Source organism: Massilia sp. CT11-137 (assembly GCF_047302885.1).
Classification (GTDB): Bacteria; Pseudomonadota; Gammaproteobacteria; order Burkholderiales; family Burkholderiaceae_D; genus Telluria; species Telluria orientalis.
In genome coordinates this window covers 3,345,844-3,363,212 of record NZ_JBKYMP010000001.1, presented here as the reverse complement: position 1 = coordinate 3,363,212, position 17,369 = coordinate 3,345,844, and the positions used below count along the sequence as shown (strand labels likewise).

Sequence of the window (17,369 nt, the reverse complement as noted above, 5' to 3'; positions counted from 1 at the left end):
CCGTCCTGGCGTCGGCTGACCCGTTACTTTTGCAAGCAACATTTTTTGATCCTGGGTTATTTCTTTTCAAAACATCCCATGGCTGAGCTTTGAGTCGGATCAACGAAATCGCATACGCGTCCTTATGCAGCGGACTTGGCGATAAGCTGAGGCCTGGACCTGATCAATGCGTTATCCCCCGAGAGCAGAAGGAGGCCATGATGAATACAGATGTCAATCCGGTGTTGGTCGATTTCAAACCCATACAGGTCTCCAAACCGGTGTCGCAACGTTTCGCGCTGGAGCTATCGGCATTCGGCCTTGCCCGTGGCTATTGCAAGGTGCACGGTATCGAGAGCAAGGACGGCAAGCGCCAGGCGTTGGCCGACATGAGAAGTCGATTCGCGAAATACGCGGTCTCGTCCGACCAGATCAGGCAGCGGCAGCTGGTCTTCTTTCCAAAAGTGACCGATATCCGCATTTCCGATGGCGACGTGGTGCTGGCAGAACCCACGCAGGAGCATCTGCGGCTGTTCGCCGGCCCCGACGATACGAAGGGGGCCGACCTGAAAACCCGCCACCTCAGCTATGAAAGAATCGTGAACGACTGCGTCACGGACATGTACTCCGATACGATGACCGGTCCGGACGACCTGATCCATGTGACCAGTTCCGGCTACCTGGCACCCAGCCCGGTGGAACGGGTGGTCGCACACAAGGAATGGTTCGATACCGCTGTAACGCATTGCTACCATAAACACTGCTATGGAGCGTTTCCCGCGATCAAAATGGCGCACGGCTTCCTGTCCTCGTCGCTTACCGGTGCCGCTCCACCCAAACGGCGGATCGATATCGTCCATACCGAGCTCCTGTCCGGTCATCACAACATCGAGGACAGCGGTATCGAAAACATCATCGCCATGACATTGTTTGCTGACGGCTTCATCAAGTATTCGGCGTGCTCCGAGAGTTACGCGCGCGAGCACGGCCTGCGGGGCTTGCGCATCCTCGCCTTGAACGAGCAACTCCTGCCCGACGCCGCCGATGCGATCACAATGATGCCGACCGACCACCAGTTCCAGGTGACCCTGTCTGTCATGGTGCCGGTGGTGATCAAGCGGCATGTCTACGCTTTCGCCACCGACCTGATGCGCAGGATCGGCATGGACTTCGAGCGCGACAAGGACTCGATGATGTTCGCGATCCACCCGGGTGGGCCGAAAATCGTCGAGCATGTCCAGAACGAACTGCGCCTGCGCGAAGATCAGGTCTCGTTCAGCAAGTCGGTCTTTCATGAAAACGGCAACATGTCCTCTGCGACCATTCCGCACATAATGAAAGCGATTCTGGACGAAAAAGCCATCCGGCCAGGAACGCGCGTGCTGTGCCTGGGTTTTGGACCTGGGTTGACGGTGTCCGGCCTGATACTGGAGAAAGTCTGATTCCGGAGGAATAAGGAGACGTCACCTATCCTGTCTTCTTATTCCGGTAAAAAAGCCAAGCGCACCTCCACGGTATCGGCGATCACCGCGCCACTTCAACCGCTACGCGCGGCGGTCGAAGGCCGCGAGAACCACACTACGCCGCCAGCTGCTTCACACCATGGTGCCGTGCCGACCGGGCGCCACCAGCGCGCATCTGTGGCGGGTCGCACGGACCATCCTCCCGTTCGCTTGTCCAGGTGCGCAGCTTCCCGTAACGATGAACGTGCCCGATCCCTGCCCCGCCGATGTCCTTGCCGCGGCGGCCCGGCATTGACGAGCGAAAGCGATCGTTCATCAAGCCACAACCCGCTTCCACCTTCGCGTCCACGAATGAGCAATTTCTCGAAACACTGCCCGCAAGGCCGAATTCAACGATCCCATGCTTCATCCGGGCAAAGCGCAATTCACAAGGTCGGCCGGTTCATTCGGATAATTTCAATTCTTTAAACTTAGGTTCCTTGAATCACTAAACGGCCTGGATGGAGTAATGGCATATCCGGATTTGCGCTTTTTGGCAAGCTCTGCATTACCTGAAACCAGTCATCGATCCGCCCCCATCAAGTCATCTCTGAATTCATGGTGCGACGCAGCAAAAATAGATATATTCTTCCGTTTTATCACCAACACGACGCACCAAAGTTGTGCTTTCACGACATGTCCTGGAATATCGCGCCGCCGTCTCTTTACGCGCGGCCGAGCTTATCCGCCGGTTTGACTGCAATCAAACAGCCACATTCGACAGGTGATAATGTCTAATTAAGGTTTATGGCAATGATTACAAGCGCACGCACTGGATTCGACAATCATAGGCACGACATGTGACTGTAGTTAGCAAGAAGCACCAGAATAAATATTGCTAGCCGGCACGAATTCAATTCACGACAGTAATCACACCCCACGTCATTCACCATCGAAAACATAATAATCATCAGGATGTATAAGTCGGATGCTGAATAATCTTATGAGGATGCCATGATGCTGAGTGATAAGACCGCTTCCCGGTTAAGGGAAGAATTCTCCCGCTTCTCTCCCGAAGGGAGCATGAAGGAGTGTCTCGATGCCCTGTCGGAGGTCATTGCCCGAATACTCTCCGCGAAAGGCTGCAGCATCCTGATCCTGGCCGAGTGCGATCTTTCGCAGACGCCACTCGATAGCGGGCCTCAATTCGGTCCGCTGCCCGAGCTGCTGGCGAATCAGAAACCCGTGATCTATGCAGCGACCGTCAGCGAGACCTCCGCCGGTCCGGAGCGCGCCTATGATGTCCACGGCACGACCGAAAGCATGGTATCCGCGATTGTTTTACAAGGAAAAATCGTTGGAGTCATCCATGCATCACTCTCGTTGCAGCCGGGCGGATTCAAAGAAGAAGACCTGCAACTTTTCAGTGTTCTCACGCCGCTGGTGACGAAGTCCATTCAGGTGATCCAACTGCAGAATATTCTCAACTCGAGATTTGCCCAATTGGCGATCGCCCAATCCAATGACTCGGCAGTCAAGCAGTTAATGAATGGGATCATGCAAAATCCGAACCAGTTCGCGCGCATGCTGGCCCGCGCTTTCTATCGCGAGATGCTGCATACCGGCCTCAGTGTCAATCAGATCATTTTCGTGGCCACGGAACTGATTTCGGAACTCAGCAACAGCCTGAAGAAACGCAGCGTCAAGCACAAAAAACAAACAGGAGAATTGCCGCTCGCCGCCCCCATGCCAGCGCAGGTCGCACCAGAACAACTCATGCCAGAACATACCGTCAAGCAATGAAAGAGCCGTCCTGTAGAGCCGTGAACCAAGCGCCCATGGAATGACCGGGAGAGAGAAATGCACGTTGGACTGGAACTCGCAAGAATACCGGCCCGGGGTAATATTTCATTATTCCTCGATGACGACACTTTGTATACTGCACCGCAATATAGAAGTGAATTACACATCCTCAGAAAATTATGCAGGACACTGCATCCATCGGATTACGGATGCGTGACGATAAATAATCTGCATTCACTTCCCTTGCAGCGCCGCTTCGAAGTGAATGCGCAGACATTCCCTGGTGCGCCTGCAGTCAAGGCAGGCAACCAGTTGCTGACCTATGGTGAGCTCGACCATCAGGCCGACGAACTCGCGCTGTATTTGCAGCGTCGTGGCCTGCACGCGGGATGCTTCTGTATCGTCAGACTCGAACCTTCGATTGCCGAGGTGCGCGCAATCCTGGCGATCCTGAAAGCCGGGGCAGCTTACGTGAAGTTCGATCCCGGCCTCGGTCCACAGCTCGAAGCAGCGGTGTTCGATGTCCTTGAGCCCCCGTTCCTGTTCGTGCCCGTCACCCAAGCACTGCGCCCGGAGGCCGGCAGGCTGCAGGTGGTGGGTTGCGACGACGGACCGATGGATTTGCCCCATGGCTGGCCGGACGAGGCCAGGGTCGACGCGCGCACGCCGGCGTGCGCGCTGGTGTATCGCGAGCCCGGCGGCGGCGTCTGCATATCAATGCGCACCCATCAATCGTTGGCATTTCCGGCCCGCGTACCTGCCAGGTCCCGCCGTTCCACGGGCGGCCGGTCTTCACGCGTCCGCCATGATCCAACGAATTTCTGGCAGGTATTTTCCAAAGGGGCGTTGATGGTCATCCCTCATGCCTGAGCGGGCGGTCAACCGCCTATTTGAAGAGACACCGTGGAGATCCTCATGAATGCGTCAAACGCGGTAAAGACTGAACTACCAACGATTATCGCGCTCAGCCCGCAATTCCGGCTGGCGCCGCAGATTGCCATCGCAGCGAGCCGCGCGGGCGCGCTTGGTATCCTCGACCTCGGCATCAGGACGCCACCTGGCGACATGGCGGCGGCCGTCGCCGAAGTCGCACGCTGGTCGAGTCAGGCGGCGAATTGGGGGCTCCGATTCGACCTGCTCCAGGCCAGGCATGACGTCCTCAACCACCTGGCGGGAGATAGCGGCCTCGAAACACGCGCGCCCGTGCTGCAGTTGGCTGGCGTGCGTTCCGGGGACCTTCGTGCCGCAGCCAGGACCGGGCGCAAAATCGCCCGCGCCGTCCTGCTGGAAGCATGCGATCTTGCCGAGGCCCAGGCGGCACAGGACGCGGGCTTCGACGGGGTGGTCCTCAAAGGCAATGAGGCGGGAGGCCACGTGTGCCGCCGCTCGGCGTTCATGCTGACGCAGGAGTGCGCGGGAAAGCTGGCAATTCCTTACTGGATCCAGGGCGGTATCGGTCCGCACACGGCGGCGGCCGTCATGCTGGCTGGCGCGCGCGGTGTCGTCATCGGCGAACAGCTCTGGCAGACGGCCGAAGCACCCTGCCCGCCCGCGAATATCGCATGGTCGGGGATCGACGGCAGCGAGACTGCGCTGGTCGGCAGCGAAGACACGCCTTATCGCTGCTTCAGCCGGAGTGGACGTGTCCGCCAGCGCGAGATCGAACGCATGGTTGCACAGGGCGAGGAATGGCAGGACGCCCTGTTGAACGGCTTGCTCGACGCCGGGGACCCGATCATCCCGGCGGGGGCCGACATCGGTCTCGCGGAGCCCCTCGGAACGCGCTTCGGTACGGTCGGCCGCATCGTCACTGCGATCCGGGACTCCATCGAAAACCGGCTGCGGCAGGCGAACACCCTGCAGGCACTGCAGCCCGACGGCCCGCTCGCACGATCCCACGGCACGCGCTTCCCGATCGCCCAGGGCCCGATGACGCGCGTGAGCGACGTCGCGCCGTTCGCGAGGGATGTCGCCGCGGCGGGCGCTTTGCCATTCGTCGCTCTCGCGGTGCTGCGCGGTCCCGAGGTTGCCGCCCTCCTGCGCGCGACCCGCGAACTGATGGGCACGATGCCCTGGGGCGTGGGCATCCTGGGATTCGTACCGCGCGAGCTACGCGAGGAACAGCTGGCGGTGCTGCGCGAGATCAGGCCGCCGTTCGCGATCATCGCCGGCGGCCGTCCGGGCCAGGCCCGCGAGCTCGAAGAACTCGGCACGGTCACCTATCTGCACGTCCCGTCACCCGGCTTGTTGCGCAGTTTTCTCGGGAGCGGCATGCGGCGCTTCGTGTTCGAAGGCAGCGAATGCGGCGGGCACACGGGCCCGCGCAGCAGCTTCGTGCTGTGGGAACAAGCGGTCGGCATCCTGGCCAGCGCGGACATCAAGGATCCGGAGGCCGTGCACGTCCTGTTTGCCGGCGGCGTCCATGACGCGTTATCGGCGGCAATGGTCGCGCTCATTGCCGCACCACTGAGCGCGCGGGGCATGAAAGTCGGTGTGCTGATGGGTACCGCGTACCTGTTCACCCACGAGATCGTTGCAAGCGGTGCGATCGTCGGGGAATTCCAGCGCCAGGCCATGCAGTGCAAGGAGACCGCGTTGCTGCAGTCGGGCGTCGGTATCTACACCCGCTGCGCCAGGACCGCATTCTGCGACGAATTCGAGGCGCTGCGGCGCCAGCTCGTCCTGGAAAGCAAGTCAGACGAAGACACGCTGATGGCGCTCGAGCTCATGAACATCGGCCGTCTGCGCATCGCCTCGAAAGGCGTCGCGCGCAACGGCGATCCGGATGTGCCTGCAAGCCAGCGCTACATTACCCTCGACGAAGACGCGCAACGACGCGACGGACTGTACATGCTGGGCGATGTCGCGCGGCTGCGTGACGAGACCTGCAGCCTGGCGGAGCTGCACGACGCCGTATCCGGTGCGAGCATGCGGCTCCTGCAGGAACACGTGCCGCGCAGCGAAGACGCCGAGCCCGCGGCAGCCAGCGAACCGATCGCCATCATCGGCATGGCAGCGCAATTTCCCAAGGCACAGGGGCTGCAGGCCTATTGGCACAACATCATGCGCGCACTCGACGCCATTCGGGAAGTGAGTGACGACCGCTGGCCGGCCGCCCAGTTGTTCGAGGCGCGCCGCGGCGTCGCCGACAAAGTGTATTCGAAATGGGGGGGATTCCTGGACGACATGCCATTCGACCCCCAGCGCTACGGTATCGCACCGGCAACGCTCGGTTCGATCGAGCCGGCCCAGCTGCTTACGCTCGAAGTCGCCCGCCAGGCGCTCGAGGATGCACGCCTGGACCAGCGGCCCTTCGCACGCGACCGCACGGCATGCATCGTGGCCGTCGGCGGCATGAACGACCTGGGCACGCTCTACAACCTGCGCACCGTACTGCCGCTGTATCTCGCGCGGGTGGAGTCGCTGTCCCAGGAAACCCGCGATCACATCATCGATACGCTGTTCGACAAGGAGTTGCCGAAGTGGACCGAGGACAGTTTTCCCGGCATTCTCGGCAACGTCATCGCAGGACGGGTGGCCAACCGGCTCGATCTCGGCGGCAGCAACTTCACGGTCGACGCGGCCTGCGCATCCTCGCTCGCCGCGCTCGAAGTCGGTTTCAGGCAGCTGCGCGACGGCCAGGCCGACGTGGCGCTCGTGGCCGGCGTCGATTGCACGAATAGCGCACTGGGGTTCATGTGCTTCGCCCAGACGCACGCATTGTCGCCGCGCGGACGTTCGCGCCCATTCGACGAAAGCGCCGACGGGATCGCAATCAGCGAAGGCGTGGGGGCGATCGTGCTCAAGCGCCTCAGCGATGCCGAGCGTGACGGCGACCGCATCTATGCGCTCATCAACGGCGTCGGCAGCGCGAGCGACGGCCGCCACCGCAGCCTGACCGCCCCGCATCCGCCAGGCCAGGTTGCAGCACTCGAGCGCGCCTACCGGGACGCCGGCGTCGACCCGCACCTCGTTACGCTGATCGAAGCGCACGGCACGGGTACCGCGCTCGGCGACAAGTCGGAAGTCGCCGCGCTCACGACCGTGATGGGTTCGGCGCCGGCGCCCGCGTGTGCGATCGGCTCCGTCAAGTCCATGATCGGACACACCAAGGTCACGGCCGGCATCGCGGGCCTGATCAAGGCCTCCCTCGCGCTCCATCACCGCGTCCTGCCGCCCACGCTCGGCGTAGAGCGGCCAGTGGCGGCGCTCGCTGCACCGGGCTCCTTCCTTTATGTCAACAGCGAACCGCGCCCCTGGCTTCATGCCGGCCGCGCCCACCCGCGCTACTGCGGCGTCAGCGCCTTCGGGTTTGGCGGCACGAATTTCCACGCGGTGTTATCCGAGTACGCCAATGCGTACCGGCCGGCCGACAGGACCAGCCTGCAGCCCCGCAACGTCGAGCTGTTCGCGTTTACCGGCGCCAGCCGCGCCGACATCGAACAAGCGATCAAGGACCTGCTGGAGCAACTGCAGCGCGCGCCTCAAGTCGACCTGGCGCAACTGGCCTTCTCGCTGTACCGCGAGCAGCACGTGCTGCGCCGCGCGAACGGCGGCCAGCCGTGCCGCCTGGTCGTCGTGGCCAGCTCCGTCGACGATCTGCGCCGCAGGCTGGCGCACGCGCTGGCGCAGTTCGATTCGCGGACACCCATCCATCCGGCGAGCGGCCTGCATTACCGCGAGAGCACCGAGGCACCCGGCGGCGTTTGCTTCCTGTTTCCAGGCCAGGGGGCGCAGCGCATCAACATGTTGCGCGATCTCGTCACGGACTTGCCCGCGCTGCACGCCTGTTTCGCCCAGCCGGCAACGAACGATCCCGGCCAGCCCGCCATCGCCGACTATATCTATCCGCGACCGGCGTTCAACGACGCCGACCGCAATGCCCAGCAACAAGCCCTGAACGCCACCGACGTCGCGCAGCCGGCACTCGGGATGGTCAACATGGCCGCGTACGACGTTCTTACCAGTTATGGCTTGCGTCCCGATTTCGTTGCCGGGCACAGCTACGGCGAATATGTCGCGCTCTGCGCGGCCGGCGTGATCACGCGTGAGGCCTTGCTGCACCTGTCGCTCGCCCGCGGTCGCCTCGCGACGAGCGCCCCGGCCGGCGCCATGGCGGCCCTCGACGTGGATGGCGACCGGGCGAACGAGGCCATCGCCCGCTACGGTCTGCAAGTCACGGTGGCCAACCTGAATGCGCCCGACCAGACCATCATCGCCGGTACGCCGGAGTCGATCGAGGCGGCGCTGCCGGTCCTGGTCCAGCAGGGCATGCGCACCAGGCGGATCGCCGTGAGCACGGCATTCCATTGCCCACAGATGGCGGTGGCCGGAGCTGCCCTGGCCGATGAATTGAACTCGGTCGCCTTCGCGCCGCCCCGCGTGCCAGTCTATGCCAACCTGACCGCGGCCCCCTATCCGCCCGAACCCGATCAGATGCGCTCGCTGCTGGCGCGACATATCTCCGAACCGGTCCGCTTCACGGATCAGATCGAGGCAGTGTACGCGGCAGGCGCACATGTGTTCGTCGAGTGCGGGCCGGGCCTGACGCTGACCGGCCTGGTCGGTCGCATCCTTGGCACGCGTCCGCACTGCGTGCTTGCGCTCGACGCCCCGGGAAGGAACGGTTGGGAACAACTCGCACAGCTGCTGGCGCAGGCGGAAGCCAGGGGATTGCCCATCAACCTCGGGCAATGGTTCTCAGGACGAGGACTGGCCGAGCAGGGTCTCGACGAGACATTGGCGCAAGCGCGCCGGCGCCACGAGCACGGCCCGTTGGTCTGGCGCGTGAACGGCGGCCGGGCCGTCCCCTGGTCCGCGCCGCCGCGCCCCGGCACGCCCCCTCCGCAGCCGTCGCCCCCGGCACCGCCTGCGTCCGTACCCGCCGCCCACATGCAGGCGGGCACGCGCCCGGTGCAGGTATCGCAAGACACCGCCACAACTACTCATCGGAGAACGACAATGACCAGCAGAGAACCCCTGCCCACCGATTTATCGGGCGACGCAGCCATGCCAGTGCCAGCATTTCCCGGGTCCTCATCGCACATGGGTGACTTTCACGACACGTTGAAATCTCTGCTCGCATTCCAGACCGAGCAGCAGCACGTCCTCCGCCAGTTCCTCGACCTGCAGGCACAGCTGGCCGGCATCGGTCCGCGCCTCGTGGCGCCGCCGCTGGTGCTGCCGGTCGGGTCGACGCGGCCAGTCAATCCCGTGCCTGAACCGCGCCCCCAGGCCACCGTGGCCAGCCTTGCGACAGCGCCAGCGAGCGCCGCGCCGTCCCCCATTCATATCGGCAAGCCCGCGCAGGCGCCCATCCTGCCCGAACTGCCAGCCGCGGTCCCGCTGGCCGCTTCTTCCGCTCCCATGACAGCGCGGTCGGCGGCGCCCCACGGCAGTCCTCGGGAAGCCAGGCCGGCATCGACCGCCGAATTCTCGGCGGAGCTGTTGAAAGCGGTGTCGGAACGGACCGGCTACCCCGTCGACATGCTCGACATGGACGCGCACATGGAGGCGGACCTCGGCATCGATTCGATCAAGCGCATCGAGATCTTCAGCAATCTGTCGCAACGCCACAGCCTCGTCGGCGATCGCGACGAAGAAAAGCTGATCGAGGAGCTGTCGGGTTTCAAGACCTTGCGTGAAGTCGTGGCGTGGTACGAGCGCCTGCTTGCGCCCGAAGCGGAATCCACAGTAGCGGAGAGCCCGGCAAAAAAAGCGCCGGCTCCACTTTCGTCGCCGGATGAGGAAGTGGAGTCGCGTGATGCACCGGCAGAGTCCGACCCCGTGCTCAGCTATGTCGTCCAGGCATGCGACGCACCGCTGGACGCGGACGCGACGATCGCCTGGCCGGGCGGCGTCCCCATTGTCCTGGTCAGCAAGGTCTCGCCCCTCGCGATCGCGTTGCGCGAGCGGCTCGAGGAACAAGGCTGCCAGGTTCGTCACGTCGTGCCCGGCGCATTCACGCGGGCCGTCGACGCGTCGCGCCTCGAGGTCGACCTTTCCTCGCTCGACGCCGTGACGCCGCTTGCCGAACTGCTGCGGGTGGACGAGACGCCGCCCGGGGCCCTGATCAACCTGATGGGCGCCGACGAGGGTGGCTCGACGTGGGACCACAGGAACGATGCGCGGGCACTGTTCATGCTCCTGAAAGTGCTGGGCCCCGCCCTGCGGCGCAGTGCCGACGCCGGCGCCGGCCGATTGATCAACGTGACATCGTTCGACGGCCGCTTCGGCCTCGCTGGCGGCGCGCATACCGCGGTCGGCAGCGCCGGGACGCTGGGCGTCGTGAAGTCGGCCGCCCGGGAATGGGCCAACGTCCGGGTGAAATGCATCGATGCCGCACCGGCGCTCGATCCGGCGGAGCTCGCCGCCCGGATCACGCGCGAGATGTTCAGTTCGAATCCCGACATCGAGGTGGGGTTCGACGAGGACGGGCGCTACCGCATCGATCTCGTTCCGCGCGCACGCGAGCATGACAATCTCGGGGAATTCGCCCTCGAACCCGGTTCCGTGGTCCTCGTGACCGGCGGCGCCTACGGGATTACCGCGAACCTTGCGCGCATGCTGGCGGATAAATATCACCCGCACCTCGTCCTTGTCGGCCGCAGTCCGTTGCCGGGCGACGAGGACGAGCTGACACGCGACGTGACGGATCTGCAGGCGTTGCGGCACCTGCTGACGGAACGGTTCCAGTCACGGCATCAAAAGGTCAGGCCGGCGGCGGTCGAAGCCGAACTCAAGCAGCTCCTGAAGGAACGCGAGATGGCGGCCAACCTCGCGGCCTTCCGCAACAGCGGCTGCACGGTGGAATACCACTGCCTGGATGTGCGGGACAACGAGGCGTTCAACGCGTTGCTCGACGAGATCTACCGGCGCCTGGGCAGGATCGACGGCGTCATCCACGGTGCGGGTGTGATCAGCGACAAACTGATACTCAACAAGTCCGTGGACACCTTCGACTCGGTGTTCGATACGAAAGTCGTGCCCGCGCTGACGCTTGCGGCACGGCTGGACCTTGCCGCCCTGCGCTTCATCGTCTTCCTGTCCTCGGTCGCCGGTCGGTTCGGGAACATCGGCCAGGCCGACTACAGTGCCGCGAACGAGGTATTGAACAAGCTGGCGGACCAGCTCAGCCATGCCTGGCCCCACCTGCACGCGCTTTCCATCAACTGGGGGCCGTGGGATGCGGGCATGGTCAACGACGATCTGCGCCGGCTGTATGCATCGCGTTCGATCCAGCCGATCGCCCCTGCAACCGGGCAGCGCCATTTCCTGGATGAGCTCGAGCACGGCCCCCGTCGCCAGCCCGAAATCGTGATTACGTCCAGCATCGGCCAGATCGCGACCCTGCGGCTGACGAACTAGCGGAGCATGCAATGGACAACTACGACTATCCAGTTCTGGTTAATTTCACCCCGGTCAGGGTCGCCACGCCGGTGCCTCAACGGCTTGCCCTGGAGGTGTCCGCATATGCCATGGCACGCAGCTATTGCAAGCTGCATGGCATCACCACCCGGCAGGGCAAGCAACAGGCCGTGGCCGACATGCAGGGCAAGTTCGAACAGTATGCGGTGCCGCCTGCCGTGATCAGGCAGCGGCAACTCGTCTTTTTCCCGAAACTGGCCGACATCCGCATCATGGATGGCGACATGTTCCTGGCCGATCCCGAGCACGCGCACCTGCGTATCTTCGCCGGCCCGGAGGATACCAAAGGCGCGGACCTGAAAACCCGGCACCAGTATTACGGGAAGATCGTCGGCGACTGCCTCGGCGAGATGTATGGCGACGCCGCGGTTGCGCCGGATGACCTGATTCACGTGACCTCCACGGGCTATCTTGCGCCGAGCCCGCTGGAGCGCCTGGTCGTGGAAAAAAAATGGTTTTCCACGTGCGTATCGCATTGCTATCACGTGGACAGCCATGGCGCTTTCTCCGCGATAAAGATGGCGCATGGCTTCCTCGCATCGGGGCAGAATGGCACGGCGTCGCCCAGGCAGCGCGTGGATATCGTGCATACCGAACTGCTGTCCGGCCACCACGACATCGAGGAGTTCAGCGCCGCGAACATTGCCGCGATGTCGCTGTACGCCGACGGTTTCATCAACTATTCGCTGTGCACCCCATCGCATGCACGCGACTACGCATTGCCGGGGCTGCGCGTACTTGCGTTCAACGAACGCCTGCTGCCCGATTCCGCGGACGCCATGACCCTGGTCCCGGGCCCGTACCGGTTCCGGACAACGACGTCGGACATGGTGGAGGTCGTAATCAGGCGCCACGTGTACGCGTTCGTCGACGACCTGCTGGGCCGGATCGGCATCGATTTCGAGCAGGCCAAGCCAGCCCTGGTATTCGCGATCCACCCGGGCGGGCCGACGATCATCGAACGCATCCAGGATGAACTCGGGCTACTGGACGACCAGGTCGCCGTCGGCAAGGCGGTCCTGCGCGAGAACGGAAACATGTCGTCGGCCACGATTCCCCACATCCTGAAAGGCATCGTTGACGAACCCGGCATTGCGCCCGGCACGCGCGTCGTCTGCCTCGGTTACGGCCCGGGACTCACCCTCGGCGGACTGGTACTGGAGAAGATCTGATGGCACCCACCAATCATTACCTGGTCTCGGGCAGCGCGCCGCTCGTGGGCCGGGCGTTCGAGGCAGCGGCACACCAGGCGCGCGCCGACGATACCGGGACTGCGGCGCCCCGGCAACCGGCGCCGGTCCTGCCGTTCGTCGACCGGATCCTCGACTACCAGGCCGGCGCCAGCATCACGGTAGCGCGCCGGCTGGCGCTCGACACGGACCTGTTCCTGGCGGACCATAACTTCGTCCATGCCCCGGGGGTCAAGCCACTCCGCGAATGCTATCCCGTAGTGCCCATGACGGGCAGCCTGGAACTGATGGCCGAGGCGGCCGCATGCCTTACCCCCGGCTATGGCCTGCTCGGCTTCGAAAACGTCACGGCCCGGCGCTGGATCGCGGTGTCGGACAACGGCGAACTCGAGTTGACGGTCAAGGGCCAGGTCGAGCATGGGCACGAGCACGCCGATTACAAACGCATTGCGGTGGAAGTGCTGGCCGGGCCCGCGCACGAGAGCATGATCGCTTCCACGGTATTGCTCGGCACGCGTTATTCGGCCCCGCCGCCGGCGCAATCGATCCTCCCGCCGACCGGCACCACGGTCGACGCCGGTCAACTGTATGCGGACCGCCACCTGTTCCATGGACCGCGGTTCCAGTGCCTGCACGGACCGCTGCACATCGGCCCCGACGGGTTGCATGGGCAATTGCGGGTCAGGCCCACGCAGGACTGGTTCACCTTCTCGGACCAACCGCAACTGCTGTGCGACCCGGGACTGCTGGACACCATCGGCCAGCTCATTGCCGTCTGGAGCATGCAGGACGGCAGCTCCGCCTTCCCTGTCGGTCTGGGGCGGCTCGACTTCCATGGCCCGACGCCGGCCGCAGGCAGCATCCTGCCCGTCACGATCAGGATCACGGGACGCCAGCTGAAGATGATCAGCGCGGACGTCGAGATCGGCGACGGCGCGGGCGGCGCCTGGCTCCGCGTCGCCGGCTGGCGGTCCTGGCAATTCAAATGGGCGCCGGAACTCGTGGCCCTGCAACGCCACCCGAGCCGGTGCCTGCTCAGCGAGACCCGGTCGCTGGCCGGCCCCGATCGCGACATCGGTTACCAATGGCTGGCGGCGCAGACCATCGCCGGTTTCGACCTCGCCCTGCTGGCACGTCACTACCTGCGGGCCGAGGAAATGATCGAGTTCGACGCGAAGGCCCACTACCCGCAGCGTCAGCTCGAATGGCTCCTTGGGCGCGTCGCGGCCAAGGACGCGGCGCGCGCCTGGAGCGCACGCACGGCCAACGCGGACCTGGACCTGCATCCCGCGACGTTCGCCATCCGCAACGACCCGCATGGCCAGCCCGTCGTCGCCTCCTGGCCGGCCCCGACGCCCGTCCCGCGCATCAGTATCGCGCACAGCCATGGGGTCGCGGTTGCCATCGCCGCCGGCGCACCGGTCGGCATCGATATCGAGCGCGTCGCCGAGCACGATGCGCATTGGCTGGCGAGTTTCACGACCGAAGGCGAGCGGCGGCAACTGGCGGCATACGGCGCCCCGGAGCGAGCCGCCTGGATCACCCGCCTGTGGTGTGCCAAGGAGGCGTTCGGCAAGCGCCTTGGCCTCGGCCTCCATCGTCCGGCCCGGGATGTCGAAGCGTGCGCATGGGCGGACGACCACAGCCTGCGCATGCGCCACGTACCGGACGGCGCGTGCGCCGATGTCAGGACGCTGCGTGACGGCGACTTCATCGTGGCGATCGACAGTCCCGTGCACACGCACGACAACAAGGAGCAATCATGACCGTCAGCGCTGTTCCGGCACTCATCGAGATGCGGAATGTACACAAGCAGTACGAGCTTGGAGAGAACCGCATCGACGCACTCAAGGCGATCAACGTCTCGATCGTCCCCGGGGAATTCGTGGCCGTCTGGGGTCCCTCCGGATCGGGAAAATCCACGTTCTGCAATCTGTGCGGCCTGCTGGATACGCCCAGTTCGGGGAGCGTGCTGTTCCAGGGCCAGGACGCGGCAGCATTGTCGGACGATCATTGCAGCGCGTTGCGCAACCGCGCCATCGGCTTCGTGTTCCAGAGCTTCAATCTGATCCCGGTACTCTCGGCCCTGGAGAACGTCATGCTGCCGCTTCAGGTCGGACAGGCGACAGCACGCGAAGCGCGGAATATCGCGCTGAAACGGCTCACCGACATGGGCCTGGAGCACCATCTGGCCCATCGCCCGGCCAAGCTCTCAGGCGGCCAGCAGCAACGGGTCGCCATCGCCCGGGCACTGGTCGGCGCGCCGATGCTCGTGGTTGCCGACGAGCCGACCGCCAACCTCGACTCCGACAATGCGCTCAAGGTCATCGCATTGATGCGCTCGATCAGCCATACCGAGGGAACGGCGTTCGTGTTCTCGACCCACGACCAGCGCCTGCTGGAGCGGGTCGACCGGCAGATCGTCCTGCATGACGGCATGGTGCAGGACGACCGCAGGAACCACATTACCTCCTTTGCCAACCGAGGTTAATCATGCTCACCTGGATCAAACTGGCTGTCCGGAATCTCTTCCGCAACGCGCGCCGCTCCCTCTTCACGATCCTGGCGATTGCACTTGGCTTCGTGGCCGTGAACGTGCTGGGCGGATTCATGGTCTACATCTTCAACAACCTGCAGGAAAATTACATCTACGGCGAGGCAAACGGACACCTCACCATCTTCAAGACCGGATTCCTCGACAAGGGGAAGCTGGACCCGACGCGCTACCTGCTCACCGCGGACCAGTTGATGACCGTCGAGGGCGTGACTGCACGCCACCCCGAAGTCCTCGTCAACACGGCGCAGCTGGGCGTGTCCGGCCTGTTGAGCAACGGCGAAGTCTCGACGATCTTCATCGGCACGGGCCGCGTACCGTCCGATGTCGAGAAAATCAGGAAATACGCCAACGCGACCCAAAAGCGCATCCGGCAGTACGACGGCCAACCGCTGGCGGACGATGACGTCAATGGCATCGGCGTCAGCCATGGCCTTGCCAAGGCCCTGAATCTGCCGCTCGGCGCCACCGCGGTGGCGATGTCGCCGACTGTGAGCGGCCAGATCAATGCCCTCGACGCCAGGCTCGTGCAACTCATCGATTCGCCTGTCGAGGTGCTCGATGACAAGCTCACCATCGTACCGCTCGGGTTCGCCCAGAGCCTGTACGACACGCACAGCGTCGATCGGGTCACGCTGCTGCTCGACCGGGACACCGATGTCGAAGCGTTCCGGACGATCCTGGCGCAGGAACTGCGGCGGTCCGGCCTCGACGTCGACATCCGGACGTGGGCCGAGCTGTCGCCCTTCTACACCAAGACGAAAAAGATGTTCGACGTGATCTTCGTCGTCAGCTTCGTCATCGTCTTCATGATCGTCGTGATGAGCGTGGTGAACACGTTCACCATGGCGGTCATGGAGCGCACCCGCGAGATCGGCACGCTGCGCGCACTGGGCGTCAAGCGCCGCCGGATCGTCGGGCTGTTCTCGATGGAAAGCGTCGTGCTGGGCGGCTTCGGATCGCTGCTGGGCATCGCGCTGACGCTGCTCGTCGTCACGTCGGTGAGCTGGCTGGAGCCGACGTGGATACCGCCCCAGATGGCGCGCCGCGTGCCGCTGCAAATCTACCTGGTCCCCACGTACTGGGTATTCAGCACGCTCATGCTGATGCTGTTGTCCACCGTTGCTGCGATCCTGCCGGCCCGCAAGGCCGCGCGCATGCCCATCCCGAATGCGCTGGGCTATGCCTGAAGAACGAGGAGATTGCGATGACTGCACCGTACCTGACCCGATGGACTCGGCCGGCCATGGCACTGGCGATCTTCCTGTCGCTGCCGTGTCCCGGTCGCGCCGAGCCCTCTTCCACCGACATCCTGAGGGCGGCGGACGAAGCGCGCGGCAATGTGGATGGCCTCGCCTGGCGGGTCGCCATCGAATCGTCCGAGAACGACAGGGTCAAGGATCGGCTGGTCTACGACATCAAGGTCCGTGCCTTCGATTTCGCCGGTGTCAGCCTGGAGCCGCCCAAGTACAGGGGCAACAAGATCCTCATGCTCAACACGAACATGTGGTTCTACAAGCCGGGCCTCAGCAGGCCCGTACCGATCTCGCAGCGCCAGAAGCTGATGGGCGACGCGGCGTATGGCGATATCGCGGCGACCAACTATGCCGACAACTACTCGGCCACGCGGCTCCCCGACGAACTTGTCAACGGCGAGGAGTGCTACGTCTTCGACCTGAAAGCCAATATCGACAAGGTGACGTACGACCGCATCACCTATTGGGTTTCGAAAAAGCGCCTGCTCGGGATCAAGGCCGAATACTTCACCGTATCGGGCAAGAAATTCAAATCCGCCTGGATGGATTACGCCAATACCGTCAAGGTCAACGGCAACACCCGTCCGTTCCTGTCCCGGATCACCTTGCGGGGGGAATTGATGAACACGGAGGTGACTTACCTGAAACTCGCCAATCCACACATCGAAGCAATACCTGACTACGTCTTCAACCTGAATCTCTTCATGCGATGAGGCTA

At 63.7% G+C, this 17,369-nt stretch carries 9 protein-coding genes; all 9 read left to right on the top strand.

Annotated elements, in window-relative coordinates:
• Window positions 1–197 precede the first annotated feature (197 nt).
• The 9 genes from ACEN98_RS15135 (at window position 198) to ACEN98_RS15095 (ending at window position 17,364) form a co-directional block, all read left to right on the top strand.
• A complete protein-coding gene (locus tag ACEN98_RS15135; protein ID WP_413385619.1) occupies window positions 198–1,421 on the top strand; it encodes a 3-oxoacyl-[acyl-carrier-protein] synthase III C-terminal domain-containing protein in 1,224 nt (407 codons plus the stop codon).
• A gap of 1,014 nt (window positions 1,422–2,435) precedes the next feature.
• Window positions 2,436–3,224, top strand: coding sequence for a GAF domain-containing protein (locus tag ACEN98_RS15130; RefSeq protein WP_413385617.1), 789 nt, complete (start codon window positions 2,436–2,438; stop codon window positions 3,222–3,224).
• 57 nt (window positions 3,225–3,281) lie between these two features.
• Entirely contained in the window at window positions 3,282–4,094 is an 813-nt protein-coding gene (locus ACEN98_RS15125; protein ID WP_413385616.1) for an AMP-binding protein, read from the top strand.
• A gap of 33 nt (window positions 4,095–4,127) precedes the next feature.
• On the top strand, window positions 4,128–11,591 hold the full coding sequence (locus ACEN98_RS15120; RefSeq protein ID WP_413385615.1) for an SDR family NAD(P)-dependent oxidoreductase: 7,464 nt from the start codon (window positions 4,128–4,130) through the stop codon (window positions 11,589–11,591).
• An 11-nt stretch (window positions 11,592–11,602) separates the two neighbouring features.
• Window positions 11,603–12,823, top strand: a complete 1,221-nt coding sequence (locus tag ACEN98_RS15115) for a 3-oxoacyl-[acyl-carrier-protein] synthase III C-terminal domain-containing protein (RefSeq protein ID WP_413385614.1) — start codon at window positions 11,603–11,605, stop codon at window positions 12,821–12,823.
• On the top strand, window positions 12,823–14,607 hold the full coding sequence (locus tag ACEN98_RS15110; RefSeq protein WP_413385613.1) for a 4'-phosphopantetheinyl transferase superfamily protein: 1,785 nt from the start codon (window positions 12,823–12,825) through the stop codon (window positions 14,605–14,607). The genes ACEN98_RS15115 and ACEN98_RS15110 overlap by 1 nt, the downstream gene beginning before the upstream one ends.
• Window positions 14,604–15,332, top strand: a complete 729-nt coding sequence (locus ACEN98_RS15105) for an ABC transporter ATP-binding protein (RefSeq protein ID WP_413385612.1) — start codon at window positions 14,604–14,606, stop codon at window positions 15,330–15,332. The genes ACEN98_RS15110 and ACEN98_RS15105 overlap by 4 nt, the downstream gene beginning before the upstream one ends.
• A gap of 2 nt (window positions 15,333–15,334) precedes the next feature.
• The gene (locus tag ACEN98_RS15100) at window positions 15,335–16,585 is read left to right on the top strand and encodes an ABC transporter permease (RefSeq protein ID WP_413385611.1); all 1,251 of its coding nucleotides are present in this window, start codon (window positions 15,335–15,337) and stop codon (window positions 16,583–16,585) included.
• Between the two features lie 56 nt (window positions 16,586–16,641).
• Entirely contained in the window at window positions 16,642–17,364 is a 723-nt protein-coding gene (locus ACEN98_RS15095; protein WP_413385610.1) for an outer membrane lipoprotein-sorting protein, read from the top strand.
• Window positions 17,365–17,369 lie beyond the last annotated feature (5 nt).

Excerpts from the sequence above, each read along its gene's own strand:
- ACEN98_RS15135 (WP_413385619.1), top strand. The coding sequence starts at position 198 with ATGATGAATACAGATGTCAATCCGGTGTTGGTCGATTTCAAACCCATA.
- ACEN98_RS15130 (WP_413385617.1), top strand. The coding sequence starts at position 2,436 with ATGATGCTGAGTGATAAGACCGCTTCCCGGTTAAGGGAAGAATTCTCC.
- ACEN98_RS15125 (WP_413385616.1), top strand. The coding sequence starts at position 3,282 with ATGCACGTTGGACTGGAACTCGCAAGAATACCGGCCCGGGGTAATATT.
- ACEN98_RS15115 (WP_413385614.1), top strand. The coding sequence starts at position 11,603 with ATGGACAACTACGACTATCCAGTTCTGGTTAATTTCACCCCGGTCAGG.
- ACEN98_RS15110 (WP_413385613.1), top strand. The coding sequence starts at position 12,823 with ATGGCACCCACCAATCATTACCTGGTCTCGGGCAGCGCGCCGCTCGTG.
- ACEN98_RS15105 (WP_413385612.1), top strand. The coding sequence starts at position 14,604 with ATGACCGTCAGCGCTGTTCCGGCACTCATCGAGATGCGGAATGTACAC.
- ACEN98_RS15100 (WP_413385611.1), top strand. The coding sequence starts at position 15,335 with ATGCTCACCTGGATCAAACTGGCTGTCCGGAATCTCTTCCGCAACGCG.
- ACEN98_RS15095 (WP_413385610.1), top strand. The coding sequence starts at position 16,642 with ATGGCACTGGCGATCTTCCTGTCGCTGCCGTGTCCCGGTCGCGCCGAG.